At 37.6% G+C, this 26,474-nt stretch carries 23 protein-coding genes; all 23 read left to right on the top strand.

Annotation, left to right across the window (positions count from 1 at the left end):
* Positions 1–5 precede the first annotated feature (5 nt).
* The 23 genes from infB (at position 6) to ymfI (ending at position 26,423) form a co-directional block, all read left to right on the top strand.
* Entirely contained in the window at positions 6–2,111 is a 2,106-nt protein-coding gene (infB, locus tag MLD65_RS00185; protein ID WP_243289837.1) for a translation initiation factor IF-2, read from the top strand.
* On the top strand, positions 2,108–2,386 hold the full coding sequence (locus tag MLD65_RS00180) for a DUF503 domain-containing protein (RefSeq protein WP_243289836.1): 279 nt from the start codon (positions 2,108–2,110) through the stop codon (positions 2,384–2,386). Before infB ends, MLD65_RS00180 begins: the two co-directional genes overlap by 4 nt.
* 15 nt (positions 2,387–2,401) lie before the next feature.
* Positions 2,402–2,761, top strand: coding sequence for a 30S ribosome-binding factor RbfA (gene rbfA / locus MLD65_RS00175; protein WP_243289835.1), 360 nt, complete (start codon positions 2,402–2,404; stop codon positions 2,759–2,761).
* Positions 2,762–2,942: 181 nt separating this feature from the next.
* Positions 2,943–3,854: a tRNA pseudouridine(55) synthase TruB gene (gene truB, locus MLD65_RS00170; protein ID WP_243289834.1), complete on the top strand. Its 912-nt coding sequence runs from the start codon at positions 2,943–2,945 to the stop codon at positions 3,852–3,854.
* 34 nt (positions 3,855–3,888) lie between these two features.
* Positions 3,889–4,842 (top strand): bifunctional riboflavin kinase/FAD synthetase, encoded by a 954-nt coding sequence (gene ribF, locus MLD65_RS00165; protein ID WP_243289833.1) that lies wholly within the window; start codon positions 3,889–3,891, stop codon positions 4,840–4,842.
* 127 nt (positions 4,843–4,969) lie between these two features.
* The gene (gene rpsO, locus MLD65_RS00160; RefSeq protein WP_243289832.1) at positions 4,970–5,239 is read left to right on the top strand and encodes a 30S ribosomal protein S15; all 270 of its coding nucleotides are present in this window, start codon (positions 4,970–4,972) and stop codon (positions 5,237–5,239) included.
* Between the two features lie 152 nt (positions 5,240–5,391).
* Positions 5,392–7,503: a polyribonucleotide nucleotidyltransferase gene (pnp, locus tag MLD65_RS00155; RefSeq protein ID WP_243289831.1), complete on the top strand. Its 2,112-nt coding sequence runs from the start codon at positions 5,392–5,394 to the stop codon at positions 7,501–7,503.
* Between the two features lie 177 nt (positions 7,504–7,680).
* Entirely contained in the window at positions 7,681–8,664 is a 984-nt protein-coding gene (locus MLD65_RS00150) for a polysaccharide deacetylase family protein (protein WP_243289830.1), read from the top strand.
* Between the two features lie 38 nt (positions 8,665–8,702).
* Complete coding sequence (locus MLD65_RS00145) at positions 8,703–9,938, top strand: M16 family metallopeptidase (protein ID WP_243289829.1); 1,236 nt, start codon at positions 8,703–8,705, stop codon at positions 9,936–9,938.
* A 78-nt stretch (positions 9,939–10,016) separates the two neighbouring features.
* Complete coding sequence (locus MLD65_RS00140; protein WP_243289828.1) at positions 10,017–10,280, top strand: YlmC/YmxH family sporulation protein; 264 nt, start codon at positions 10,017–10,019, stop codon at positions 10,278–10,280.
* 228 nt (positions 10,281–10,508) lie between these two features.
* Positions 10,509–11,408: a dipicolinic acid synthetase subunit A gene (gene dpaA / locus MLD65_RS00135; protein ID WP_243289827.1), complete on the top strand. Its 900-nt coding sequence runs from the start codon at positions 10,509–10,511 to the stop codon at positions 11,406–11,408.
* Complete coding sequence (dpaB, locus tag MLD65_RS00130; protein ID WP_243289826.1) at positions 11,408–12,001, top strand: dipicolinate synthase subunit B; 594 nt, start codon at positions 11,408–11,410, stop codon at positions 11,999–12,001. Before dpaA ends, dpaB begins: the two co-directional genes overlap by 1 nt.
* A 123-nt stretch (positions 12,002–12,124) precedes the next feature.
* A complete protein-coding gene (gene asd, locus MLD65_RS00125) occupies positions 12,125–13,168 on the top strand; it encodes an aspartate-semialdehyde dehydrogenase (RefSeq protein ID WP_243289825.1) in 1,044 nt (347 codons plus the stop codon).
* Positions 13,169–13,537: 369 nt separating this feature from the next.
* Positions 13,538–14,755 carry an aspartate kinase gene (gene dapG, locus MLD65_RS00120; RefSeq protein ID WP_243289824.1) on the top strand — a complete coding sequence of 406 codons (1,218 nt, stop codon included), beginning with the start codon at positions 13,538–13,540 and terminating at the stop codon, positions 14,753–14,755.
* 16 nt (positions 14,756–14,771) lie between these two features.
* The gene (dapA, locus tag MLD65_RS00115) at positions 14,772–15,644 is read left to right on the top strand and encodes a 4-hydroxy-tetrahydrodipicolinate synthase (protein ID WP_243289823.1); all 873 of its coding nucleotides are present in this window, start codon (positions 14,772–14,774) and stop codon (positions 15,642–15,644) included.
* A 1,015-nt stretch (positions 15,645–16,659) separates the two neighbouring features.
* A complete protein-coding gene (locus MLD65_RS00110) occupies positions 16,660–18,321 on the top strand; it encodes a ribonuclease J (RefSeq protein ID WP_243289822.1) in 1,662 nt (553 codons plus the stop codon).
* 203 nt (positions 18,322–18,524) lie between these two features.
* On the top strand, positions 18,525–19,199 hold the full coding sequence (locus tag MLD65_RS00105) for a ClpP family protease (protein WP_243290233.1): 675 nt from the start codon (positions 18,525–18,527) through the stop codon (positions 19,197–19,199).
* Complete coding sequence (locus MLD65_RS00100; protein ID WP_243289821.1) at positions 19,196–19,426, top strand: YlzJ-like family protein; 231 nt, start codon at positions 19,196–19,198, stop codon at positions 19,424–19,426. The genes MLD65_RS00105 and MLD65_RS00100 overlap by 4 nt, the downstream gene beginning before the upstream one ends.
* A gap of 167 nt (positions 19,427–19,593) precedes the next feature.
* Positions 19,594–21,957, top strand: a complete 2,364-nt coding sequence (locus MLD65_RS00095) for an FtsK/SpoIIIE family DNA translocase (RefSeq protein WP_243289820.1) — start codon at positions 19,594–19,596, stop codon at positions 21,955–21,957.
* Between the two features lie 162 nt (positions 21,958–22,119).
* Positions 22,120–22,848: a GntR family transcriptional regulator gene (locus MLD65_RS00090; protein ID WP_243289819.1), complete on the top strand. Its 729-nt coding sequence runs from the start codon at positions 22,120–22,122 to the stop codon at positions 22,846–22,848.
* 272 nt (positions 22,849–23,120) lie between these two features.
* Positions 23,121–24,404: an EF-P 5-aminopentanol modification-associated protein YfmF gene (gene yfmF, locus MLD65_RS00085; RefSeq protein WP_243289818.1), complete on the top strand. Its 1,284-nt coding sequence runs from the start codon at positions 23,121–23,123 to the stop codon at positions 24,402–24,404.
* Positions 24,401–25,690: an EF-P 5-aminopentanol modification-associated protein YfmH gene (gene yfmH, locus MLD65_RS00080; protein ID WP_243289817.1), complete on the top strand. Its 1,290-nt coding sequence runs from the start codon at positions 24,401–24,403 to the stop codon at positions 25,688–25,690. The genes yfmF and yfmH overlap by 4 nt, the downstream gene beginning before the upstream one ends.
* Before the next feature lie 16 nt (positions 25,691–25,706).
* Positions 25,707–26,423 (top strand): elongation factor P 5-aminopentanone reductase, encoded by a 717-nt coding sequence (gene ymfI, locus MLD65_RS00075; protein WP_243289816.1) that lies wholly within the window; start codon positions 25,707–25,709, stop codon positions 26,421–26,423.
* Positions 26,424–26,474 lie beyond the last annotated feature (51 nt).

Below are 26,474 nucleotides of genomic sequence, written 5' to 3'. Positions count from 1 at the left end.
AACGCATGGCTAAAATGAGAGTATATGAATATGCCAAACAAAAAAATATTTCTAGTAAAGAAGTGATTCAAACATTAAAGAATATGAACGTTGACGTTTCAAACCATATGTCAATGATTGATGATGCAGTTGTTGAACGCCTAAATAAACAATTGTACTCATCTAATTCAAAGGAAACAAAAATCGAAAAGACCGAAAAAAAACAACGAAATAATGGGGAGAATATGACAAATACATCGACAAAAAACAAAAATAAACAAGATCATAAATCAGTAAATAAAAACAACAAAAAGAATAAACAAAATAAGAAAAACAATAAACAAATGCATGCGCCAAAAACAGCACCGAAGAAAGAGCTTCCTGAAAAAATTACGTTTACAGAATCGTTAACAGTTGGGGAGTTGGCTGAAAAGTTAGGAAAAGAGCCTTCTGAAATTATTAAAAAATTAATGATGCTAGGCGTTATGGCAACAATTAACCAAGAATTAGACAAAGATACGATTGAATTAATTGCTTCTGAATACGGTGTTGAAGTAGAAGAAGAAATCATTTTTGATGTAACGGAGTTTGAAAAATATGAAGTGGAGGACGATGAAGAAAATTTAACAATCCGTCCACCAATTGTCACAATCATGGGGCATGTTGACCACGGTAAAACGACATTGCTTGACTCCATTCGTAAAACGAAAGTTGCTCATGGTGAAGCAGGTGGCATTACGCAGCATATTGGTGCTTACCAAGTAGAAGTAAACGACAAAAAAATCACTTTTTTAGATACACCAGGACACGCAGCGTTCACAACGATGCGTGCACGCGGCGCACAAGTAACCGATATTACGATTTTAGTTGTGGCTTCTGATGATGGAGTGATGCCGCAAACGATTGAAGCGATTAACCACGCTAAGGCTGCGGAAGTTCCAATTATTGTCGCGGTAAACAAAATGGATAAACCAACAGCTAATCCAGACCGCGTTATGCAAGAGTTAACAGAACATGGTCTAATTCCAGAAGATTGGGGCGGAGATACGATTTTCGTTCCGATATCAGCCTTAACAGGTGACGGAATTGATGAGTTATTAGAAATGATTCTTCTCGTCAGTGAAGTAGAGGAATATAAAGCAAATCCAAACCGATTAGCGATTGGTACAGTCGTTGAAGCAGAGTTAGACAAAGGTCGTGGATCTGTTGCAACATTGCTCGTTCAAAATGGAACATTAAAAGTTGGAGACCCAATCGTTGTTGGAAACACGTACGGTCGTGTTCGAGCGATGGTTAATGATATCGGCAGACGGGTAAAAGTAGCGGGACCATCTACACCAGTTGAGATTACAGGATTAAATGATGTTCCACTTGCTGGTGACCGCTTTATGGTATTTGAAGATGAGAAAAAAGCGCGACAAGTTGGGGAAGCACGTGCACAAAAACAACTTGAACAGCAACGAAGTGAAAAAGCAAAACTTAGCCTTGATGATTTGTTTGAACAAATTAAACAAGGTGATGTAAAAGAAATCAACATCATTGTAAAGGCAGATGTTCAAGGTTCTGTTGAGGCATTAGCTGCTGCGCTTCAAAAAATTGATGTTGAAGGTGTCAAAGTCAAAATCATTCATACAGGTGTTGGCGCGATTACGGAGTCAGATATCATTTTAGCATCCGCTTCAAACGCAATCGTCATTGGATTTAATGTTCGCCCTGATGTGAATGCAAAACGTACAGCAGAGGCTGAAGATGTTGATATCCGTTTACACCGTATCATTTACAAAGTCATTGAAGAAATTGAAGCTGCCATGAAAGGGATGCTTGATCCTGAATTTGAAGAAAAAGTGATCGGTCAAGTGGAAGTTCGCCAAACGTTTAAAGTATCAAAAGTTGGTACAATTGCCGGATGTTATGTGACGGATGGTTCTGTAACACGTGATAGCGGAATTCGTCTGATTCGTGACGGTATTGTTATCTTTGAAGGCGCGATTGATGCACTAAAACGATACAAAGATGATGTTAAAGAAGTAAACCAAGGATACGAATGTGGTATTACCATTAAAAACTATAATGATATTAAAGAAGGAGACATCATCGAAGCTTACATTATGGAGGAAATTAAGCGTAAATGATCGGGTTTGTAGAATGTGAGTGCTTGATATATGATGCCCAATCATTGAAAGAAAAGCGCGCAGTTTTACAAAGAATTATGATGAGGATTAAAAATAAGTTTAATATTTCGGTAGCTGAAATGGATCATCAAAATGTTTGGCAACGAACGAAAATTGGACTTGTAATGATATCCTCCAACCGTTCCATTACGGAAAATGAGCTTAACGAAGCGTTAAAATTGATTGACTCATTTCCGGAAATAGAAAGAACAGCGACGACATTCGAGTGGTTATAAAATGGGGTGAATTAGGTGAGTTTACGTTCAAATCGTGTCGGAGAACAAATGAAAAAAGAGTTAAGCGACATTATTGGTAGGAAAATAAAAGACCCAAGAATCGGATTTGTAACCGTGACGGACGTTCGTGTTTCGGGTGATTTACAAATAGCAAAAGTGTATATTTCGGTTCTTGGCAATGAGGAACAAAAAGAAAATACATTAAAGGGATTGGCAAAAGCAAAAGGCTTTATTCGTTCAGAAATTGGTCAGCGTATTCGTTTGCGTAAAACGCCAGAAATTCACTTTGAATTTGATGAATCCATTGACTATGGAAATCGAATTGAGACTTTAATTCATGAATTAAATAAAGAAAAGCAGCATTTTGATGAATAATTCCACCATATAGAGGGAATTGTACTGACAATTTATTTTTAAAAAACATGACCATTTAATCAAATTTTCGGCTGAATAGACCGATTTATGAAGGTGACCTTCCGTCTCATCGTGGAGAAGAAAAAAGGTCACCTTCTTTTTGTATCAAAGTGAAAACAGCGATAAAAGGAGGATAAAAGGGATGAATGGGGTTTTACTTTTACATAAACCTAGCGGAATGACATCTCACGACTGTGTGAACAAAGTACGTAAGCTTTTTCATACGAAAAAAGTGGGACATACAGGTACGTTAGATCCGGATGTGTCTGGTGTATTACCAATCTGTATCGGGAAAGCAACGAAAATTGCTCAATATTTAACGGCCTCAAAAAAAACGTATGTAGCAGAAGTAACACTTGGCATCGCGACGACAACAGAGGACGCTTCAGGTGAAATCATCCAAGAAAAAAAAGTGAATCCTTCGTTATCAACAGACGATGTGTTATCCGTGTTACATGATTTAACAGGAAACATTAAGCAAACACCACCTATGTACTCTGCGGTCAAAGTAAATGGAAAAAAGCTATACGAGTATGCACGAGAATGTATTGACGTTGAACGTCCAACGAGAACGGTTACAATTTATGAAATGAATTTACTATCTGATGTGTGTCATCAGGAAGGAAAAGTCTCATTTAAAATAGACGTGTCATGTTCAAAAGGAACGTACATCCGGACATTAGCGGTTATGATTGGCGAAAAACTAGGATACCCAGCCCATATGTCTCATTTAGTACGGACACAATCGGGGGTGTTTTCTTTACAAGACTGTCTTCATTTTTCTGAAATTGAACAGTTTCTAGAAAAAGGTCGATTTGAAAATGGATTTTTATCCATTTGTCAAGCCTTAAATGATTTGCCGAAATGGACAATTAATGATACATTAGCAGAGAAAGTGAAAAATGGGGCAGTATTACCAATGCCAGATGAAATGAAAGATCTTCATGAAGAACGATTTGTCGTCATTTATCAAGATGAATGTATCGCTCTATATAAAAAACATCCGACAAAGGCAGGATTCATCAAACCGGAGAAAGTGTTGTTAGAAGGGTAAAAAGAATCGAATGATAAAGAAGAGGGGAACGCTCGTGAAAACGATTAGGTTGACGCATCCTCACCAGCTACGCGTAAACGAACTCTCGCCAATTGTTATGGCGCTCGGGTATTTTGATGGGGTGCATAAAGGCCATCAAAAAGTAATACGAACAGCAAAGAAAATAGCAAACGAACTCATGCTAAATAGTGCGGTCATGACGTTTGATCCCCATCCATCCGTTGTATTACGTGAAGATGTTACGAAAATGGAATACATTACACCATTAAAAGTTAAAGAAAAACTGATAGAGCAATTGGGGATTGACTATTTATTTGTCGTAGAATTTACAAAACCATTTGCGGCGCTCTTGCCACAGCAATTTGTTGATGAATACATTATCGGTTTAAACGTACAACATGTTGTCGCTGGTTTTGATTTTACATATGGAAAGTTAGGAAAAGGGACGATGGAGACATTACCTTTTCATTCACGTGAAAAATTTACACAAACGGTTGTTGAAAAACAAACCGACCATGATCGAAAAATTAGTTCAACGCTTATTCGAAACGTTTTACGAAGCGGAGATGTCCAGTATGCTAAACATTTGTTAGGAAGACCTCATGAAACGACTGGCACTGTCATTCATGGCGAGAAGAGAGGCCGGACCATTGGATTTCCAACGGCAAATGTAGAGGTGCCTGAAGATGTTTTCATCCCACCTTCTGGCGTTTACGCTGTAACAGTGGAAATAGATGGTCAAAAAGGGGCGTATTCAGGTGTTTGTAACATTGGGTATAAGCCGACGTTCCATCATAAAAAGCCTGAACGTCCAAGTGTTGAAGTGCATATTTTTCAATTTGAACGTGAAATTTACGGAAAAGAAATAACATTAAAGTGGCATAAGCGCATTCGCAGTGAGCAAAAATTTGCAAATGTCGAACAATTAATTCAGCAAATACAGCAAGATAAGAAGGAAGCAGAACGATTTTTTCTAGAATTCATATGAAAAACCTTGCATTTTATGTATGTATTTTATATAATAAATATCGTGGCTTTTAACCATTGCTTGGCAATTCGAATCACCAACGATTGCTCGGTAATTGGGGATTATCAATGATTAGGAGGTGAAAAGGATGGCATTAACACAAGAGCGTAAAAACGCAATCATTAATGAGTTTAAAACTCATGAGTCTGATACAGGTTCTCCAGAAGTACAGATCGCTATCCTTACGGAACAAATTAACACATTAAACGATCATTTACGTACGCACAAAAAAGACCATCATTCTCGTCGTGGTCTATTAAAAATGGTTGGTAAACGTCGTAATTTACTAACTTACTTACGTAACAAAGATGTTGCGCGTTATCGTGAATTAATTAACAAACTAGGTTTACGTCGATAATGAAAAAAAGCGGGAGATTTTCCCGCTTTTTTAGTGTATTAAAATTCATATTCTTTATTTACATATACGTTTCTAATTGATATGTTGAAATAAATTAGTCCATAATAGAATATAATGAATGTTTACATATGTAAGAGAGGAGTCAAGTTTTTATGGAGCAAGAAAAACAGGTCTTTTCCATCGAGTGGGCTGGTAGAACGCTTTCGGTGGAAATCGGTCAATTAGCAAAACAAGCAAATGGAGCCGTGTTAATCAGGTACGGTGATACGGTCGTATTATCAACAGCTACCGCGTCAAAAGAGCCAAAGGCAGTGGACTTCTTCCCATTGACAGTGAACTACGAAGAACGTTTATATGCTGTCGGAAAAATTCCTGGGGGATTTATTAAACGTGAAGGGCGTCCGAGTGAAAAAGCTATATTAGCGAGCCGTTTAATCGATCGTCCTATTCGTCCATTGTTTGCAGATGGTTTTCGTAATGAGGTTCAAGTTGTCAGTATGGTTATGAGTGTCGACCAAGATTGTTCTTCTGAAATGGCAGCGATGTTTGGGTCTTCCCTCGCATTATCCGTATCCGACATTCCGTTTGAAGGGCCAATCGCTGGTGTGACGGTCGGTCGTGTTGATGGAGACTTTGTTATTAATCCGACTGTTGAGCAAATGGAAAGAAGTGATATTCATCTCGTTGTTGCGGGTACAAAAGATGCTATTAACATGGTAGAAGCTGGAGCGGATGAAGTTCCAGAAGAAACGATGCTTCAAGCGATTATGTTTGGTCATGAAGAAATTAAACGCCTTATTGCGTTTCAAGAGGAAGTTGTTTCAAAAGTTGGGAAAGAAAAAATGGAAGTCCAATTGTATGAATTAGATGCTGAAATCGAACAAAAAGTTCGTACAATGGCTGAAAAAGATTTACTTTCTGCGATCCAAGTTCATGAAAAGCATGCACGAGAAGATGCAATTCAAGCTGTAAAAAATGAAGTGATGGCAAAATTTGAAGAAGAAGAAGCAGACGAAGACACGCTGAAACAAGTAAAAGAAATTTTATCAAAGCTTGTGAAAGAAGAAGTTCGTCGTCTCATCACAGAAGAAAAGGTACGCCCAGATGGACGTAAAGTAGACGAAATCCGTCCATTATCCTCTCAAGTAGGCTTACTTCCACGCACACATGGTTCTGGCGTGTTTACTCGTGGGCAAACACAAGCGCTTAGTATATGTACTTTAGGGGCACTTGGAGATGTGCAAATTTTAGATGGTTTAGGCATTGAAGAATCAAAACGTTTTATGCATCATTACAATTTCCCTTCTTTTAGTGTTGGAGAGACAGGCCCGATGCGTGGACCAGGTCGTCGTGAAATTGGACACGGTGCATTAGGTGAGCGTGCATTAGAACCGATTATTCCTGATGAGAAAGACTTTCCATATACGATTCGCTTAGTATCGGAAGTGCTAGAATCAAACGGTTCCACTTCCCAAGCAAGTATTTGTGCATCAACGCTTGCGATGATGGACGCGGGTGTACCGATTAAAGCGCCAGTAGCAGGTATTGCGATGGGCCTTGTTAAATCTGGTGAGCACTACTCGGTATTAACGGATATTCAAGGTATGGAAGATGCGTTAGGTGATATGGACTTTAAAGTAGCCGGGACTGAAAAAGGTGTAACAGCGCTGCAAATGGACATAAAAATAAAAGGACTCTCACGTGAAATTCTAGAAGAAGCGTTAACACAGGCGAAAAAAGGTCGTCTTGAAATTTTACAATCGATGTTAGCGACCATTTCGGAACCGAGAAAAGAGCTATCACCATATGCACCTAAAATATTAACGATGGCCATTAATCCGGATAAAATACGCGACGTCATTGGGCCGAGTGGAAAACAAATTAATAAAATTATTGAGGAAACTGGCGTTAAAATTGATATTGAGCAAGATGGAACGATTTTCATCTCTTCTGTTGATGAAAAAATGAATCAAAAAGCGAAGAAAATTATTGAAGACCTTGTAAGAGAAGTAGAAGTTGGACAAATGTACTTAGGAAAAGTAAAACGTATTGAGAAATTCGGTGCATTCGTCGAATTATTCAGTGGAAAAGATGGTCTTGTTCATATTTCAGAACTTGCAGAAGAGCGTGTTGGAAAAGTAGAGGATGTCGTATCGATAGGTGATGAAATATTAGTGAAAGTAACGGAAATTGACAAACAAGGACGCGTGAACTTATCCCGTAAAGCGGTACTTAAGGAACAGAAAGAGAAGCAAAACTCTTAAAAAATCGGAGCCTGGGAAACCTGGCTTCTTTTTAAGTTTAAACCGGGTATACAAGTTAGTCTAAACATACCTTCTATCCGTATAAAACGGCGAACGGGAAATCCAACCTGTATACAGTGAATTAGTTCTACCTTGTCCCCTTTTTACATATTTTGAAGTAAAAAGGGGGAAATGTATATGCAAAGGTATATTTTGCAAGTGGTCGGCTTTATTGTTATCTTTGTTATAAGCATCAATACGATTCACAATCCATTTACGGCTAATTATATCAATGATATGAAAGAACTAAGTACGACCGTTGCTGTAAATAAAGATCCATTATACGAACAAATTGTCGCCGAAGCTGAAAAATATAATATCAAACCAAAAAATGCTGAAATACATAACGTTTGGAAGGCGACTCCTGGGTATAATGGTATTAAAGTCGATGTGAAAAAGTCGTATGAGCAAATGAAGAAGATCGGTGCATTCAACCCAAAACTTTTAGTATTCAAACAAGTTCCACCGTCCATTCACTTAAATGATTTAAAGCCAGCTCCCATATATCGTGGTCATCCAGAAAAACCAATGGTATCTTTTATTGTGAATGTGGCATGGGGAAATGAATATATTCCGGAAATGCTCGATACTTTAAAAAAACATCATGTAAAGGCGACATTTTTTCTTGAAGGACGCTGGGTTAAAGAAAATCCCGAATTGGCTAAAATGATTGCTGATGCTGGTCATGAAATCGGAAACCATTCTTATACTCATCCTAATATGGCGAAATTACCTACCGCTTCCGTTCGCGAACAATTAGTAAAAACAAATGAAGTCATAGTTGCGACGACAGATGTAAAACCAGCATTGTTTGCACCTCCAAGCGGCAACTTTCGAGATGAGATCGTCCAAATTGCACATGAAATGGAAATGAAAACGATCATGTGGTCCGTTGATACGATAGACTGGCAGCGCCCTGAACCGCACGTACTTGTGGAACGTGTTATGAGCAAAATTCATCCAGGTGCCATCGTTTTAATGCATCCGACATCATCAACAGCTAAAAGCCTTGAAACGTTAATAATTTCTATAAAACAAAAAAAACTATCGATCGGTTCCGTTTCAATGCTTTTTGACGAAGAAAGAATCATTGATGAGCCACTAACAGATAATCCATCATAAAAAGACTAGAACGATATAGAGAAAGAGGGGATCTCAGTTTGATCAAAAAATATACATGTTCAAATGGAGTTCGAATTGTACTAGAATCTATTCCAACCGTTCGTTCCGTTGCCATCGGTGTATGGATTGGTACAGGATCACGAAATGAAAATGAACAAAATAACGGAATTTCCCATTTTTTAGAACATATGTTTTTTAAAGGGACAAAAACGAGGAGTGCACGAGAAATTGCTGAATCTTTTGATAGTATCGGTGGTCAAGTCAATGCCTTTACATCAAAAGAATATACGTGCTATTACGCAAAAGTATTAGATGAACATGCTAACTTCGCACTAGATGTGCTTGCAGATATGTTTTTTAACTCTACATTTGATGAAGAAGAGTTAAAAAAAGAGAAAAATGTTGTTTTAGAAGAAATTAAAATGTATGAGGATGCGCCTGATGACATTGTCCATGATCTGTTAAGTAAAGCGGTTTATGGAAATCACCCTTTAGGCTACCCTATTTTAGGAACGGAAGAAACATTACAAACGTTTACAGGTGACACATTGCGTGATTATATGAACAACTATTACACACCAGATAATGTTGTCATATCCGTTGCTGGAAACATTGACGAACCGTTTATTCGTGACATTGAAAAATATTTCGGAACGTATCAAACAGGTCATGAAAAGAAAGAATATGTTGCCCCTATCTTTTTGGATCAAAAATTAGCACGAAAAAAAGATACGGAGCAAGCGCATTTATGTATCGGTTTTAACGGGATTCAAATTGGCTCAGAAGACATTTATAGCCTGATTGTTTTAAATAATATTTTAGGTGGAAGTATGTCGAGTCGATTATTTCAAGAAGTGCGAGAGGAGAGAGGTTTAGCTTATTCTGTCTTTTCGTATCACTCATCCTATCAAGATAATGGCATGCTGACGATATATGGTGGTACAGGAAGCAATCAGCTAGATGTTTTATATGAAACAATCCATTATACGCTTAACTCGTTGAAGAACAATGGAATTACAGAGAAAGAGTTGGTGAATAGTAAAGAACAAATTAAAGGGAATTTAATGTTGAGCCTAGAAAGTACGAATTCCCGCATGAGTCGAAACGGTAAAAATGAACTTTTACTTCGCTCCCATCGTTCTTTAGACGAAATCGTTCAACTGATTAATAATGTGAATTTTGACAGTGTGCATCGAATGATTCAGCAAACGTTTACTGATCATTTTGCTATATCACTTATTAGTCCTGATGGAAAGCTGCCGTCTTCTCTTTAAGAAAAATGCCTGCAAAATGCAGGTATTTTTTTTGTCTGCAAAACCATATATTTTTACTGTAAGGAAGGGGGAAGTATCGTGCGCTTATCGGAATTAAGTGGAAAAGAGATCGTAGACGTAAAGCGGGCAGAACGACTAGGTGTTTTAGGGCAAACGGATTTAGAAATAAATGAGGAGACAGGACAAATAACAGCATTAATTATTCCTTCAATGAAGTGGTTCGGATTAAGAAAACAAGGGCATGAAGTAAGGGTCCCATGGAATCACATTCAAAAAATTGGCTCGGATATGATTATTTTAGATGTACCGGATGAACAAATGAAAAAAATAGATGAATCTTAAAGTGACCACAACACGTGGTCATTTTTTTGTGTGAAAAAATCGATTTTCACCACTTTGCTTTAGGTGTATACAATATTCTGTAACGAAATTCAATAATGTCTATTAAAATACTTGCTCAATGTGAATCGACTCATTAGCCTAAATATTTATCACCGAAAAGAATGTCAAAACATAGTATGCTCTAGGCGATTAATTAGTTTTCTTTAAAAAGAAGAAGGTGATAACAACATGTTAACAGGATTAAGCATTGCCGTCATTGGTGGCGATGCCAGGCAGTTAGAAGTCATCAGAAAATTAGTTGAGTTAGATGGAAAACTGTATCTTGTTGGATTTGATCAATTAGATCACGGCTTTACTGGTGCGACAAAAGCAAATCTAGATGAAGTGCCATTTCATGAAATAGATGCCATCATTTTACCTGTTCCAGGTACAACGATAGACGGTCATGTTGATACCGTATTTTCAAATGAAGAAATTGTTTTATCAGAAGACCTCATTGCCCAAACTCCTGAACATTGCTCCATTTTTTCTGGAATAAGTAATGATTATTTAGATGAACTCGTGAAAAAGACGAAGCGATCACTAACACAATTATTCGATCGTGATGATATTGCGATTTATAATTCCATCCCTACGGTTGAAGGCACGATTATGATGGTCATTCAGCATACAGATTTTACGATTCATAATTCGAATGTTGCCGTTTTAGGGCTTGGGCGTGTCGGGATGAGTGTTGCTCGTGCATTTAATAACTTAGGGGCACATGTGAAGGTTGGGGCTAGAAAGTCAAAAGATCTAGCCCGTATAACGGAGATGGGGTTAAAGCCATTTCATCTCAATCAGTTAGCAAACGAAGTAAAAGAGGTTGATGTATGTATCAATACGATTCCTCATCTCATTGTAACAGCTCAAGTAATATCACAAATGCCTCCACATACGTTAATTATCGATTTAGCTTCTAAGCCAGGGGGAACAGATTTTCGATATGCCGAAAAACGAGGAATTAAGGCGATTCTTGCACCAGGATTACCAGGAATCGTAGCACCGAAAACGGCTGGTCAAATTTTGGCAAATGTGTTAGCTCAGTTGCTTTCTGAAGAGTTAGAAAAAAGAAAGGAGTCTTCCTAATGGATGTAAAGGGTAAACGAATTGGGTTCGGTTTAACAGGATCCCATTGTACGTATGATGAAGTATATCCTCAAATTGAACGCCTCGTTCATGCGGGTGCGGATGTACTTCCTGTTGTAACACACACAGTCAAAATGACAACAACTCGTTTTGGTGAAGGTGCTGACTGGGTGGAAAGAATAGAAGAAATTACAGGACACGAAGTGATTGATTCAATTGTAAAGGCAGAACCGTTAGGTCCAAAAGTACCATTAGATTGCATGGTGATTGCTCCATTAACTGGAAATTCGATGAGTAAATTTGCCAATGCCATGACCGATTCCCCTGTATTAATGGCAGCAAAGGCAACGTTAAGAAATCATCGACCTGTTGTATTAGGTATTTCAACGAATGATGCGCTCGGGTTAAATGGCGTCAACTTAATGCGGCTTATGGCAACAAAAAATATTTACTTTATTCCTTTTGGGCAAGATGCACCTGAAAAGAAACCGAATTCGATGGTTGCCTATATGGATTTATTACAAGAAACCGTTGAATGTGCCCTTGAACATAAACAATACCAACCTGTTGTCATTGAAAGATATAAGTTGTAGTAAAAAAACGCTTTCATAAATAAAAAATTTCATCCATTTATTTTCTTCTGTGATACAATAGGACGTAATATGAAATTTTAGTCTATTCATAAAGGGCAAGTAAATGGGGAAGGAGATAGAGAGATGAATGCAAATGGTTTTCATGTAGCAGTTGTCGGTGCAACGGGCGCAGTTGGTAGCCAAATGTTAAAAACGTTAGAAGATCGGAACTTTCCGATTTCAAAATTGACATTACTTTCTTCCAAGCGATCCGCTGGAACGAAATTAACATTTAAAGGGGAAGAGTTTGTCGTTCAAGAAGCGACACCTGAAAGCTTTGAAGGAGTTCAAATTGCTCTCTTTAGTGCAGGGGGAACTGTTTCGAAGCAATTGGCAAAAGAAGCGGTAAATCGTGGAGCGATTGTGATCGACAATACAAGCGCGTTCCGTATGGATAAAGATGTGCCGCTTGTTGTACCAGAAGTAAACGAAGAAGATTTAAAATGGCATAATGGCATTATCGCAAATCCAAACTGTTCAACGATTCAAATGGTTGTCGCATTAGAGCCACTACGAAAAGCGTTTGGGTTATCAAAAGTAATCGTCTCTACTTATCAAGCTGTTTCCGGAGCAGGTGCTCATGCGATTGAGGAATTAAAAAATCAAGCAAGAGATATTTTGGATGGAAAAGAGCCGAAAGCGTCTATTTTGCCAGTGAAAAGCGATGAAAAGCATTATCAAATCGCCTTTAACGCGATTCCGCAAATTGATAAATTCCAAGATAACGGTTTTACGTTTGAGGAAATGAAAATGATAAATGAAACGAAAAAGATTATGAACGATACAAAATTACAAGTGGCGGCTACATGTGTGCGACTACCGGTTGTTACAGGTCATTCAGAATCGGTTTACATTGAAATTGACCGCGAGGATGTATCCGTTAACGCACTTAAAGAAGTGCTGCAACATGCACCAGGTGTTACACTTCAAGACGATCCGAGCAACCAGCTATATCCAATGCCAGCAAATTGTGTTGGGAAATATGACACGTTTGTTGGTCGCATTCGAAAAGATTTAGATAAAGAAAATGGCTTCCACCTTTGGGTCGTTTCTGATAACTTATTAAAGGGTGCCGCATTAAATTCAGTTCAAATTGCGGAAAGTTTAGTGAAATTAAATTTAGTATAAAGAAGTGTTCAGACGGGGGATATACGTATTAAAGCAATTCGAAAAAACGTATCTTAAGTAATTAATGGCTGTTTTCCTAAACTACGTTGCTATAAATCAAAAATCATTATGTCAAAAGTGATGATTATTTCCTGAGGTGGGATGTGACGCAATCGGCGAACCACCGATTGCCTATATTTAAACGTAGTGATCTTAATAACGACAATCATTTAGAAAAGAGCCACATAATAGATGCTAAACATTCGAATAACAATGGATTTCCACTTTCAAGCTTCCAAACGTAATGAACAACTTCTATAGAATCGGACCTTGAAGAGAGTTGAATCCTATCGACTCTCTTCTGTTAGTTTAGAAGAAGAGGTGGGACAGTTGAAAAAAATTGTACAAAAATTCGGAGGAACTTCTGTACGAGATGAGAACGGACGAAAGAAAGCACTAGAGCATATCCAAGATGCAATTCGTGACGGATATAAAGTTGTTGTTGTCGTTTCTGCAATGGGACGTAAAGGAGACCCTTATGCAACAGATACACTATTAAGCTTAATAGAAGGTGGCAGCGAGTCCATCACAAAGCGTGAACAAGATATGCTTTTATCTTGTGGGGAAATCATTTCTTCTGTTGTCTTTACAAGTATGCTAAAGCAAAATGGGATTCAAGCAACCGCATTAAATGGTGCACAAGCAGGTTTTTTAACGACAAATGATCATACGAATGCAAAAATAATTGATATGAATTGTGATCGATTAATCGAGTTATTAGAAACTCATGATGTCGTTGTTGTCGCAGGCTTTCAAGGTGCTGCAGGAAATGGGGATATAACGACGATTGGACGTGGCGGCAGCGATACATCTGCAGCGGCATTAGGAGCAGCGATACAAGCTGATTACGTAGACATTTTTACAGATGTGGAAGGTGTTATGACAGCTGATCCTCGAATCGTTGAATCGGCGAAGCCGTTAACAACCGTCACTTATACAGAAATTTGCAATATGGCCTATCAAGGAGCGAAAGTGATTCATCCACGGGCTGTAGAAATTGCCATGCAGGCGAAAGTACCACTTCGCGTGCGTTCAACGTATTCAAAAACGACAGGAACTCTCGTAACAACAAGTGAAACAGTAAAGCGAGGAGCGGACGTCAAAGAGCGTTTAATAACAGGTATCGCTCATGTTGCTGATGTAACGCAAATCAAAATAGAAGCAAAAGAAGGAGACTACGAGTTTCAATCAAAAGTATTTAAAGCAATGGCCAAAAATGGAATTAGTGTCGATTTCTTCAATATAACGCCAAGCGGTATCGTTTATACTGTTAATGGAAGTGTAACAAATGAAGCCATTGCGATTTTAGAACAATTAGGTTATACTCCAGTTGTTAAACGAGGCTGTGCAAAAGTATCCACGGTTGGTGCAGCCATTCAAGGAGTACCTGGTGTAACAGCGAAAATTGTGTCAGCACTATCCGAACAGGGTATTCAAATTCTTCAATCTGCAGATAGCCATACAACAATATGGGTATTAGTGAAGGAAGAAGACATGATTGATGCTGTCAATGCACTTCATGACGCATTTGAACTCGGAAAAATTTGATAAGGTGTGATATTTCATGAAATTCGGAAAGATTGCTACCGCTATGGTAACACCGTTTGATATAAACGGGAATATGGACTTTGAAAAAACAACTTTGCTTGTTGAATATTTAATGAATCATGGTACGGATTCTTTAGTTGTAGCTGGGACAACAGGAGAATCGCCAACGTTAACATCTGAAGAAAAGATTGCGTTATTTAAGCATGTCGTGGACGTTGTCAATAAACGTGTACCTGTCATTGCGGGAACAGGAAGTAACAATACGAATGCATCTATTGAGTTAACGAAAAAAGCCGAAGAAGCAGGTGTTGACGCGATCATGCTCGTAACCCCTTATTACAATAAACCGAACCAAGAAGGATTATACGAGCATTTTAAAGCAGTTGCAAAAAGCACGACGCTACCTGTCATGTTATACAATGTACCAGGCCGAACAGCGTCTACACTAGCTCCTGAAACGGTCATTCGCTTATCTGAAATTGAAAATATCGTAGCCGTAAAAGAGGCAAGTGGCAATTTAGAGGCGATAACGAAAATTATCTCCGAAACAAATGATGATTTCGACTTATATTCGGGTGATGATGGCTTAACCTTACCGATTATGTCAGTTGGAGGAAAAGGTGTCGTGTCCGTTGCTTCTCACATCATTGGCGATGAGATGAAAGAAATGGTGGAAGCGTTTATAGAAGGAAATGTGAATAAAGCAGCACAACTTCATCAGCGTTTACTGCCAACGATGAAACAGCTTTTTGCTGCACCAAGTCCTGTACCTGTTAAAACAGCTTTACAACTAAAAGGGTTAGACGTTGGATCCGTCCGTCTTCCGCTCGTTCCACTATCTACTGAGGAACGTAACGAATTAATAGATGTTTTACAAAATAAATCATGAAAAAAGGGGTTTCTCAAATAGGGTCACCCTTTTAAAAGTAAACCTCTAAGCCGTGTAATGTAAAAAGGGCATCCAATACACTTATTGGATTGCCCTTTTTGAATTATGAAAGAGTATTTACCGCTTTTTACGTGTTCCTCCACCTTCACAACTTGTGCTTTCTCCACCTTTCAAGTAGCTTTTTGAAGAATATTAATAATTGGGAATGAAAATAATATGTATATCTATACGAGGAGGGGTAATTTTGAAAATAAGAATTATCAGTCTTTTTTGCGTATTTTTTTTAATAATAATTCCTTATTCATTACAATTAAGTGCTGAATCTACTGTTAAAACATTAATTGAGGAAAGAAAAATGACGGTTATATATCTATTGAAAAGGCTGTTTCACAATTTGAAAACCTTAATGATACAAAAATCAAAATACCGAGTCCTCCATTCAAACCCAACTATAAATTAGGTAGAATAAATGAAAATGGTGAACTTTCATTAAAATGGTAGACTGATCCAGAAAAATCAAAAAGTCAAACTTTTATACTTTATGTTAAAAGGTCCATTGGCAAAATAACTTATGCAAACCCAGAATTAGAAGAAAAATTGAAATTGAATGATGGTATAACTGCTTATTTTGGAAAAGATCATTTTTATACACTTACCTTCATCAAAGATGACCTAGAATTTTGTTATGCATTAGATAAAAATACATATAAAAATAAAGAAGTCTTTTTAGAAATAGTTGAAAAAGCTAAATAGTATTCCTGTAAAAGGGTAGTCATTGCTTATTTTTGACAGCCCTTTATGCATTTTTTCTAAAAAAACATAAACAAAAAGTGCCATCCTATAAAGTAAACTGAAGTTATCAAACTTTACGAATGTGAAGATTATACGGGTGCCAGTCATGATCTTTTCCCTTTGCAACCATTATTTTCTTGTCTTCTATTTCAACTATCAGTTATAATAGTGCTAAGTGACTTTGGACGGGGACTTAATCACTTAGGGAGGACTTACATTACTTATGAAGAAGACAGAGAAAATAAAACTAATCGCCTTGGGGGGCGTAGGGGAAATTGGGAAAAATATGTACGTTGTAGAGGTCGACTCTGATCTTTTTGTTGTCGACGCCGGATTAATGTATCCAGAAAATGAAATGCTTGGAATCGATGTCGTCATTCCGGATATTACTTATTTAAAAGAAAATAAAGACAGAGTAAAAGCAGTATTTTTAACTCATGGACATGATGAGCACATCGGCGGTATTTTTCACGTTATTCAACAATTAAATGTCCCGATATATGGGACGAAGCTAACGCTTGCCCTTGCGAAAGAACGATTAAAGCCATATGGTCTTCATGAAAAAGCGAATTTACGTGAAGTCACGGAATCAACGAAGCTATCGTTTCAAAGTGTAACTGTTTCATTTTTTCGTACATATCATAGCATTCCAGACTCTGTAGGCATATGCTTTCATACATCTATGGGAGCTATTGTCCATACTGGAGATTTTAAGTTTGATCAAACGCCAGTGGGACAACAATTCATTGATATCGGCCGGATGGCTAATATCGGAAATGAAGGCGTTCTATGCTTACTATCCGATAGCATGAACGCGGAGATTCCAGGATATACGGGGTCTGAAGCAGTTGTTGGTGAAGAAATTAAAAGTGTTGTTCACAACGCAAAAGGTCGCGTCATCGTCTCATTATTTGCTTCAAACATCCACCGCATCCAGCAAGTAATTGATGCTGCAGAAAATAGCAATCGAAAACTAGCGGTTGTCGGTAAAAATATTGTAAACATCATACAAACGGCAGTTAAATTAGGGTATTTGAGCGTATCTGAAGATTTAATGATTCCTGTCCAAAACGTTTCTAAATATCCGAAAAACAATGTCATCATTATGACAACAAGTCATAAAGGGGAACCGCTTTCTGTATTAACAAAAATGGCGAGAGGGACACATAAACAATATAATATTGAAAAAGGGGACACCGTTCTTGTTGCCTCAACGCCAATACAAGGGCATGAATTAACATTTTCAAAAACGATTGATATGCTTTTTAGAGCAGGAGCAAACGTTGTAACGAAAAATAGTCATATTCACATTTCAGGTCACGGTTATCAAGAAGAACTTAAGTTAATGCTTAACTTAATGAAACCGAAATATTTCATCCCGATTCATGGAGATTTTAAAAGGCAAAAAGCTCACGCGAAACTAGCTGCATCTGTTGGCGTTCCAGAAAAAAATATTTTTCTCGTGAATAAGGGAGAGGTCATTGAATTTCAAAATGGGGCTGTGAAAACAAGTCAAAAAGTTCCGTCTGGAAATGTTTTAATTGATGGTTTAGGTGTTGGTGATGTCGGAAATATTGTATTACGAGATCGTCGCCTTCTTTCCCAAGACGGTATTTTAGTCGTCGTTGTTACGTTAAGCAAAAGTAATAAGCGCATCGTCGCAGGTCCCGAAATTATTACAAGAGGTTTTGTTTATGTGCGCGAATCGGAACAATTGATCGCACAAGCGGTAGAAATCGTTCAAACGATTTTAACGAAATGTATGGAAGAGCAAACGATTGAATGGTCATCTATTAAACAAAACATTCGTGATGTATTAAATCAATTTTTATTTGAGCAAACAAAACGCCGCCCAATGATCTTACCAATCATCATGGAAGTATAAAGTCTTGCACTCGCTGCAAGGCTTTTTTATTTTTGTAGTCGATTTAATCAAATCTCCTCTTTCGCATGAAATAAGAGAATCCAGTTCATACTAATTCCATGATACTGGAGAAAGGGTGATACGTGGTGAGTGAAAATCAACTACAAGGGCATAATCAATCGGAAGCAGAAAAAGAAGAACAGTTAGAAGAATCGAAAGACACGATTGTCGAAAAAATTCAACAGCTAGGTCAGACAAATGTTCCACAAATGGGGAGTGAATCCAACATCCATTGTTTAACGATTGTTGGACAAATTGAAGGCCATGTACAATTACCTCCGCAAAATAAAACGACGAAGTATGAGCATATTATTCCACAAATTGTCGCGATTGAACAAAATCCAAAGATTGAGGGGTTACTCGTCATATTAAATACGGTAGGGGGGGATGTAGAAGCAGGACTTGCGATAGCTGAAATGCTTTCATCACTAACAAAGCCGACGGTCTCCATTGTACTCGGCGGAGGACACTCGATTGGTGTGCCAATTGCCGTTTCATGTGACTACTCATTTATCGCTGAGACAGCAACGATGACGATTCATCCAGTAAGGCTTACAGGGCTTGTTATCGGGGTTCCACAAACGTTTGAGTATTTAGACAAAATGCAAGAGCGTGTCGTAAATTTCGTCACGAAGCACTCTAACATCTCCGAAGAAAAGTTTAAAGAATTAATGTTTTCAAAAGGAAATTTAACGAGAGATATTGGGACGAATGTAGTTGGGATTGATGCGGTTAAAGATGGACTTATTGATGAAGTCGGCGGTGTCGGAAAAGCGATGCAAAAACTTAATGAGTTTATCGGTCAAAAAGCGGAAAAAGGAGACGGGATGCTGCAATGATACTATATACAACGATGCCTCAAGAGTTAGTATTTCAGCCAGAACAAAGTGATTTTCTCAAGCAAAAGGTCGTGCGAGTAAATGGTGTTTCTGTACTTGTGCAAGAAAAAGAACATATGAAATACGAAGTATTACGTGTTTTAAGTAGTAATCCAAATCATTTTTTACTTGAATCTCTTGCTCCTGGTACAGCTTTCGGGCTTGATGAACTGTTAACTTTTCAGTAACAGCGTATGATTTTTTTTTGTGATGTGATATAATACAAAATACAAACAATCGTTCGCAGCCAGCTATATGGCTGCTTTCTTCATTATCAATGAAATCATTCGTTTACATAAGTTAGATTATTGTAAACCAATTACATGAAAAAGATAAAGCTACAGGTGGGATTTTCGTGGCAAAGCAAAAAACAAAACGAAAGCAAAGAAGAAAAAAAACGAATTGGCAGGAGCGCCTAAAATATGAAATAGCAGGAATCTTATTGTTTGCTCTATCTATTATTGCTTTGGCCAATTTAGGAATTGTTGGACAAGCGATTGATTCATTATTCCGTTTTTTTACAGGTGAATGGTTTATCATATGTATAGTAGGATTTACGTTTTTCTCAGGCTATCTTTTTTGGAAAAAATCGATACCGCCATTATTAACCCGAAAACTTTTAGGGTTATATTTTATTTTCGGTTCATTATTACTCCTTAGTCATATTAAACTATTCGATAATTTATCAAAAGGGGGAACGTTCGCTTCACCAAGTGTCATTTTAAATACGTGGGAACTGTTTTTAATGGAAATAGAAGGAGAAATTAGTTCGCCTGACCTTGGGGGGGGCATGATTGGTGCTCTATTGTTTGCAATCTCCTATTATTTATTTGCTGAAGCCGGATCAAGAATTGTCGCCTTCTGTTTTATTATCATTGGCATTATTTTAGTTTCGGATAAATCGCTTGGAACGATGCTTTCCTCTATTTTTACACCTATCGGTTCGTTTATAAAATCACAGTTTCTCGCCTTTATCGAAGACATGAAACAACTTCCTTCTACGATTAAACGTGCACAAAAGCAGACGAATAAAAAGAAGAAAAAGCCAAAAAAAGTCAAAGAAAAAGAATCAGAGGAACAAACGGTTAACGTGTCAGATGAAGAGGAAGTTGTTGCACAACCGATTATTTCAAGTTTTACGGATCATGCTGATGCGATTGATCATCAAGATGGAAATAAAGACAATGCTGATGCATCGGTATCTCAATCAAGGCAAAAGTCTACTAAAGAAAAACAAGATGAACAAGTAGAAGCGATGGAGCCGATCGCTTTTGTTGAGGTTGAAAATAAAGACTACCAATTACCGGCCATCGATCTATTATCACTTCCAAAATACAGTGGTCAGCATACAGATAAAAAGAATATATATGAAAACGCACGAAAGCTTGAAAAAACATTCCAAAGTTTTGGTGTGAAAGCGAAAGTGACACAAGTTCATCTTGGACCTGCTGTAACGAAATACGAAGTGTATCCAGATGTTGGTGTAAAGGTAAGTAAAATTGTGAATTTAAGTGATGATTTAGCTCTTGCATTAGCGGCAAAAGATATTCGAATAGAAGCCCCGATTCCTGGTAAATCCGCTGTTGGGATCGAAGTACCGAATGCTGAAGTTGCGATGGTATCATTACGTGAAGTGTTGGAGTCCAAGGCTAATGATAAGCCAGACTCAAAATTGTTGATTGGTTTTGGACGCGATATTACAGGGGAAGCAGTGCTTGCTGAATTAAATAAGATGCCGCATTTATTAGTGGCTGGTGCGACTGGTAGTGGGAAAAGTGTTTGTATTAATGGAATTATTACTAGTATTTTGATGAGAGCTAAGCCACACGAAGTAAAAATGATGATGATTGACCCGAAAATGGTCGAATTAAATGTGTACAACGGAATTCCGCATTTGCTTGCACCTGTCGTAACAGATCCGAAGAAGGCGTCTCAAGCATTGAAAAAAGTCGTCAATGAAATGGAACGTCGTTATGAATTGTTCTCGCATACCGGGACAAGAAACATCGAAGGGTATAATGAGCATGTGAGAAGGCATAATGCGAATGAACAAGACAAACAGCCAGAGCTCCCGTATATTGTTGTCATTGTTGATGAGCTGGCAGATTTAATGATGGTCGCTTCATCAGATGTTGAAGATTCGATAACGCGTCTTTCCCAGATGGCACGAGCGGCGGGAATCCATTTAATAATTGCGACACAACGGCCATCCGTCGATGTTATTACGGGTGTTATTAAAGCAAATATTCCTTCAAGAATTGCCTTTAGTGTATCATCTCAAACGGACTCTCGTACTATTTTAGACATGGGGGGGGCCGAGAAGCTTTTAGGAAGAGGAGATATGCTCTTTTTGCCAGCTGGTGCATCTAAACCGATTCGCGTACAAGGTGCGTTTTTATCAGATGAAGAAGTTGAAAATATTGTCCATTTTGTGATATCACAACAAAAGGCTCAATATCAAGAAGAAATGATCCCAACGGACGTCAAAGAAGTTCATGAAGACGTAACGGACGATTTGTATGATGATGCGGTACAACTCGTTGTTGACATGCAAAGTGCAAGTGTGTCGATGCTACAACGTAGATTCCGGATTGGCTACACAAGAGCAGCAAGACTGATTGATGCGATGGAGGATCGCGGAGTAGTTGGACCATATGAAGGAAGTAAACCGAGACAAGTATTAATGACAAGAGAGCAACATGATGAACGAACTTCTTAATGGAAAAGGCATGCCTTTTCCATTTCTTTTTTCGATAAAGGGAATTTAATTCTAGAAATGACGTTTCACTTTATTTCTCATATAAAACATGGTATATTATATGTTGATTATTTTTTTCTCTTGATGTCTTTTTTGGAAGTTTTGATTAGATGGGGGCACAATATGACAATTAAGACGGACAATCGACATTTATACTTACAAGTCATTGATAAAATTAAAGAAAACATTGAAAAAGGTATTTATAAAGAGAAGGAAAAGCTGCCTTCTGAATTTGAACTTTCTAAAAAACTTGGGGTCAGTCGTGCTACGCTTCGTGAAGCACTTCGTATATTAGAAGAAGAAAACGTTATCATTCGCCGTCACGGTGTTGGTACATTCGTTAGCTCAAAACCTTTATTTACTTCCGGAATTGAGCAACTGAACAGTGTCACAAATATGATTAAGAACGCGAAAATGAAGCCAGGAACGATCTTCTTATCTTCTTCGATTGTTGGGGCAACGGATGACGATACGAAGAAGCTGCATGTAGAAAAAGAAAGTGAAATTTTTATGTTTGAACGAGTTCGTACAGCGAATGGACAGCCAGTCGTTTATTGCTTAGACAAAATTCCTCTTGCTATTTTACCGAGAACATTTAAACAAGAACAAGAATCGTTATTCGTGCTATTAGAGGAAGAATGTAATGTAGAAATCAATTATGCTGTCACAAATATTGAGCCAATTGGTTTTCATGATAAAATATCACCCATTTTAGAGTGCGACCCTGAAACGTCCCTTTTATTGTTGAAGCAAGTTCATTTTGACCAGCATGATCGGCCAGTTCTTTATTCATACAATTATTTCCGAGCTGATAAATTTAGTTTCCATGTCGTGAGAAAACGTTTTTCATAACGGAATTATAAAGAAACTTTATTAGGCAAAACAATAAGGCTGCTTCGTATCAGTCTTTTTGTTTTACCTAATAATCTACCATTTCCACACAAGTCACATCTTTTTCAAAGCTAGCTACTGCTCCACTTTTTTAGCTCCATGTATAACATTTCCTACATCCAGATTCAATTGATATAATGACTAAAAGAAAATGTTTCTTTTCAGTGTCAAAATGGCAACAATAAAGGTGAAATAGCCATTTTTATTGTCGATAAGAAAAAAGGAGGGCTAGGATGAGTTACATTAATGAAAAAAAATCAAGTGTTAATGGCTTCACAGTACATACTGTTCAAACGAACAAATTTAAAACGAATACATTTATATTAAAAATGAAAGCACCATTAACAGAGGAAGATGTAACACACCGTGCATTATTACCTTATGTATTGCAAAGAGGGACTGAATCCCATCCAACAACGGCAACGTTAAGAAAGTATTTAGATGATTTATACGGAGCATTATTATATGTCGACTTATCCAAAAAAGGTGAACATCATATTATGACATTTCGATTAGAGATTCCGAATGAAAAATTTTTACATGATCAAACGCCGCTATTAGAAAAAGGAATCTCTTTATTATCAGAAGTATTATTAAAACCACGAATGGAAAATGGAAACTTTGTAAAAGAAATTGTTGAGCAAGAAAAGCGAACATTAAAACAGCGAATTCAAGCGGTTTATGATGACAAAATGCGCTATGCAAATTTACGGCTCGTTCAAGAAATGTGTATAAATGAACCGTATCGTCTACATGTTAACGGAGAAATTGATCATTTAGCTTCCATCACGGAAAAAACATTAACGGACTATTATAACAAAGCATTAAAGAAGGACGAAATTGATTTTTATGTAGTTGGCGACATTACCCATGAAGAAGTCGAGAAGTACGTATCTGCGTATTTTACAATACAATCTCGCCAAACAGATGAAAATATTCAAACAGAAGCGATTACCGTCGCAAAAGTAAACGAAGTAACCGAAGAACAAGATGTAAAGCAGGGGAAATTAAATATTGGCTTTCGAACGAATACTCGTTTCCAAGATGATGATTACTATGCTCTTCAAGTATTTAATGGGATTTTCGGCGGATTTTCTCATTCTAAATTATTTATCAATGTTCGAGAAAAAGCGAGCTTAGCTTATTATGCAGCTTCTCGATTAGAAAGTCATAAAGGATTATTAATGGTTATGTCAGGGATTGAAGTGCAAAATTACGAAAAAACGGTTTCGATTATTAAAGAACAAATGGATGCGATGAAAAAAGGTGAATTTACAGATCGCGAGCTAGAACAGACGAAAGCGGTCATTCAAAATCAATTGTTAGAAACGATTGATACCGCCTATGGAATGGTTGAAATCTTATATCACCACGTTATCGCCAAGAAAGAACGGCCGTTGGAAGAGTGGATTAACGGAATAAACAAAGTGACAAAAGATGAAGTCATTAAAGTGGCCCAAAAGTGTGATTTAGATACCATTTACTTTTTAAAAGGAATGGGGGGACAAGAAGCATGAAGAAAATTCATTTCGACCAATTACATGAAACACTCTATTATGAAAAAATGACGAATGGCTTAGATGTTTACGTTTTACCGAAATCCGGATTTAACAAAACATATGCCACGTTTACGACGAAATATGGATCGATTGATCATGAATTTGTGCCGCTTGGAAAAGATGAGATGAAAAGGGTTCCAGACGGTATTGCTCATTTTTTAGAACATAAACTATTTGAAAAAGAAGACGGCGATGTGTTTCAATATTTTAGTAAACAAGGTGCCTCCTCAAATGCCTTTACTTCGTTTACACGGACAGCGTATCTTTTTTCAAGTACATCGAACGTTGAACGTAATTTAGAAACGTTAATCGATTTTGTGCAAACACCGTATTTTACGGAACAATCTGTCAAAAAAGAAAAAGGAATTATCGGTCAAGAAATTAATATGTATGACGATAATCCGGATTGGCGAGTCTACTTTGGGTTAATCCGAAATATGTATGAACATCATCCTGTTCATATTGACATTGCTGGAACCATTGAATCCATTGATAAAATCACGAAAGATATGCTCTATGAATGCTATGAAACATTTTACCATCCGAGCAACATGCTTTTATTTGTTGTTGGTCCTGTCGATCCAGAAAAGACGTTAGCGCAAGTACGAGAAAATCAAGAGAAGAAAACGTTTCAAACTCCAACTGACATCACGCGTGAATCAGTGACAGAAAGCGATGATGTATGGAAAAAAGAAAATAAGATCTATATGAATGTTCAATCATCTAAATGTTTAGTCGGAATCAAAACATATAAGCCATATCGAAAAGGAGAAGAATTATTAAAAAACGAATTGGCGATGAATTTATTATTAGAAATGCTGTTCGGTAAAAGCTCTAAAATGTATGAAACGATGTATGAAAAAGGACTGATTGACGATACGTTTAGCTTTGATTACACAGAAGAGTATAGTTTCGGGTTTGCAATGGTCGGTGGCGATACAGCGTCTCCAGATGAACTCGCGCAAATGATTCAACAAGCCCTTTTACAGGCAAAAATTGATTCCTTTACGGAAGAACAGTTACAAACAGCGAAAAAGAAAAAAATTGGCTCCTTTTTACGAGCATTAAATTCACCAGAATATATTGCGAATCAGTTTACACGGTACGCTTTTAATGAAATGAACTTATTCGATGTCGTACCGACGTTAGAAAAAATGACGAAACAAGAAATTGAGCGCGTCGTTCAAGAACAAATACGCAAGGATGGGCTCACGGTTTTTCAAGTATTACCAAAGGGGAAGTAGTAGGAAAGGTGAAGGAATGAAAACTGCATTAATAACGGGTGGAAGCGGTGGGATTGGCAAAGCCGTTGCAGAAAAATTTATCAATGAAGGATACGCATTATATCTTCATTACAATCAAAATAAACGACCGATCGAAGAGCTTATCAATAAGTATCCGACGGCTCATATTATGCCAATTCAAGCGAACTTGTCAACGAAGGAGGGGGCATTTCGATTAATCGAGCGAATCGGACTACCTCTTGATGTCATTGTCATTGCAAGCGGGACAGCTCTTTACGGTCTCGTGCAGGATGTAACCGAATATGAACTTCATTCGTTAATGATGCTTCATTTAACGTCTCCCTTTTTGATCATTCAAAAACTTATCTCCAAAATGATTCAGCGAAAAAAAGGGAGTATTATCGTCATTTCGTCCATTTGGGGACAAACGGGAGCGGCGATGGAAGTTGCCTATTCAATGGTGAAGGGAGGCCAACTTTCATTTGTTAAATCATTAGCAAAAGAAGTGGCACCATCAGGAATTCGCGTGAATGCCCTTGCCCCTGGAATGATTCAAACAGAGATGACCGCTCCATTTTCTGAAGAGGAAAAAGCTGTATTAGTTGAAGAAATTCCGCTAGGAAGAATTGGGGATCCAAAAGAGGTTGCAGATGCTGCTTATTTTTTAGCAGAAGATACCTCATCGTATATAACCGGACAAATTTTATCTATTAATGGCGGTTGGTATTGTTAGTTCTCCCTCCTGCATAAAAAATCACTGTTTAGGTAAACTATATTCGTACAC

The sequence above is a fragment of the Bacillus sp. FJAT-47783 genome (assembly GCF_022808615.1).
GTDB lineage: Bacteria > Bacillota > Bacilli > Bacillales > Aeribacillaceae > Bacillus_BZ.
The sequence above is the reverse complement of the archived record's forward strand: the minus strand, read 5'-3'. Positions and strand labels throughout refer to the sequence as shown.

What these genes read in the sequence shown, in the direction of transcription:
- infB (WP_243289837.1), top strand. Translation starts at nt 6, where the DNA reads ATGGCTAAAATGAGAGTATATGAATATGCCAAACAAAAAAATATTTCT.
- MLD65_RS00180 (WP_243289836.1), top strand. Translation starts at nt 2,108, where the DNA reads ATGATCGGGTTTGTAGAATGTGAGTGCTTGATATATGATGCCCAATCA.
- truB (WP_243289834.1), top strand. Translation starts at nt 2,943, where the DNA reads ATGAATGGGGTTTTACTTTTACATAAACCTAGCGGAATGACATCTCAC.
- rpsO (WP_243289832.1), top strand. Translation starts at nt 4,970, where the DNA reads ATGGCATTAACACAAGAGCGTAAAAACGCAATCATTAATGAGTTTAAA.
- pnp (WP_243289831.1), top strand. Translation starts at nt 5,392, where the DNA reads ATGGAGCAAGAAAAACAGGTCTTTTCCATCGAGTGGGCTGGTAGAACG.
- MLD65_RS00150 (WP_243289830.1), top strand. Translation starts at nt 7,681, where the DNA reads ATGCAAAGGTATATTTTGCAAGTGGTCGGCTTTATTGTTATCTTTGTT.
- dpaA (WP_243289827.1), top strand. Translation starts at nt 10,509, where the DNA reads ATGTTAACAGGATTAAGCATTGCCGTCATTGGTGGCGATGCCAGGCAG.
- dpaB (WP_243289826.1), top strand. Translation starts at nt 11,408, where the DNA reads ATGGATGTAAAGGGTAAACGAATTGGGTTCGGTTTAACAGGATCCCAT.
- asd (WP_243289825.1), top strand. Translation starts at nt 12,125, where the DNA reads ATGAATGCAAATGGTTTTCATGTAGCAGTTGTCGGTGCAACGGGCGCA.
- dapA (WP_243289823.1), top strand. Translation starts at nt 14,772, where the DNA reads ATGAAATTCGGAAAGATTGCTACCGCTATGGTAACACCGTTTGATATA.
- MLD65_RS00110 (WP_243289822.1), top strand. Translation starts at nt 16,660, where the DNA reads ATGAAGAAGACAGAGAAAATAAAACTAATCGCCTTGGGGGGCGTAGGG.
- MLD65_RS00100 (WP_243289821.1), top strand. Translation starts at nt 19,196, where the DNA reads ATGATACTATATACAACGATGCCTCAAGAGTTAGTATTTCAGCCAGAA.
- MLD65_RS00090 (WP_243289819.1), top strand. Translation starts at nt 22,120, where the DNA reads ATGACAATTAAGACGGACAATCGACATTTATACTTACAAGTCATTGAT.
- yfmF (WP_243289818.1), top strand. Translation starts at nt 23,121, where the DNA reads ATGAGTTACATTAATGAAAAAAAATCAAGTGTTAATGGCTTCACAGTA.
- yfmH (WP_243289817.1), top strand. Translation starts at nt 24,401, where the DNA reads ATGAAGAAAATTCATTTCGACCAATTACATGAAACACTCTATTATGAA.
- ymfI (WP_243289816.1), top strand. Translation starts at nt 25,707, where the DNA reads ATGAAAACTGCATTAATAACGGGTGGAAGCGGTGGGATTGGCAAAGCC.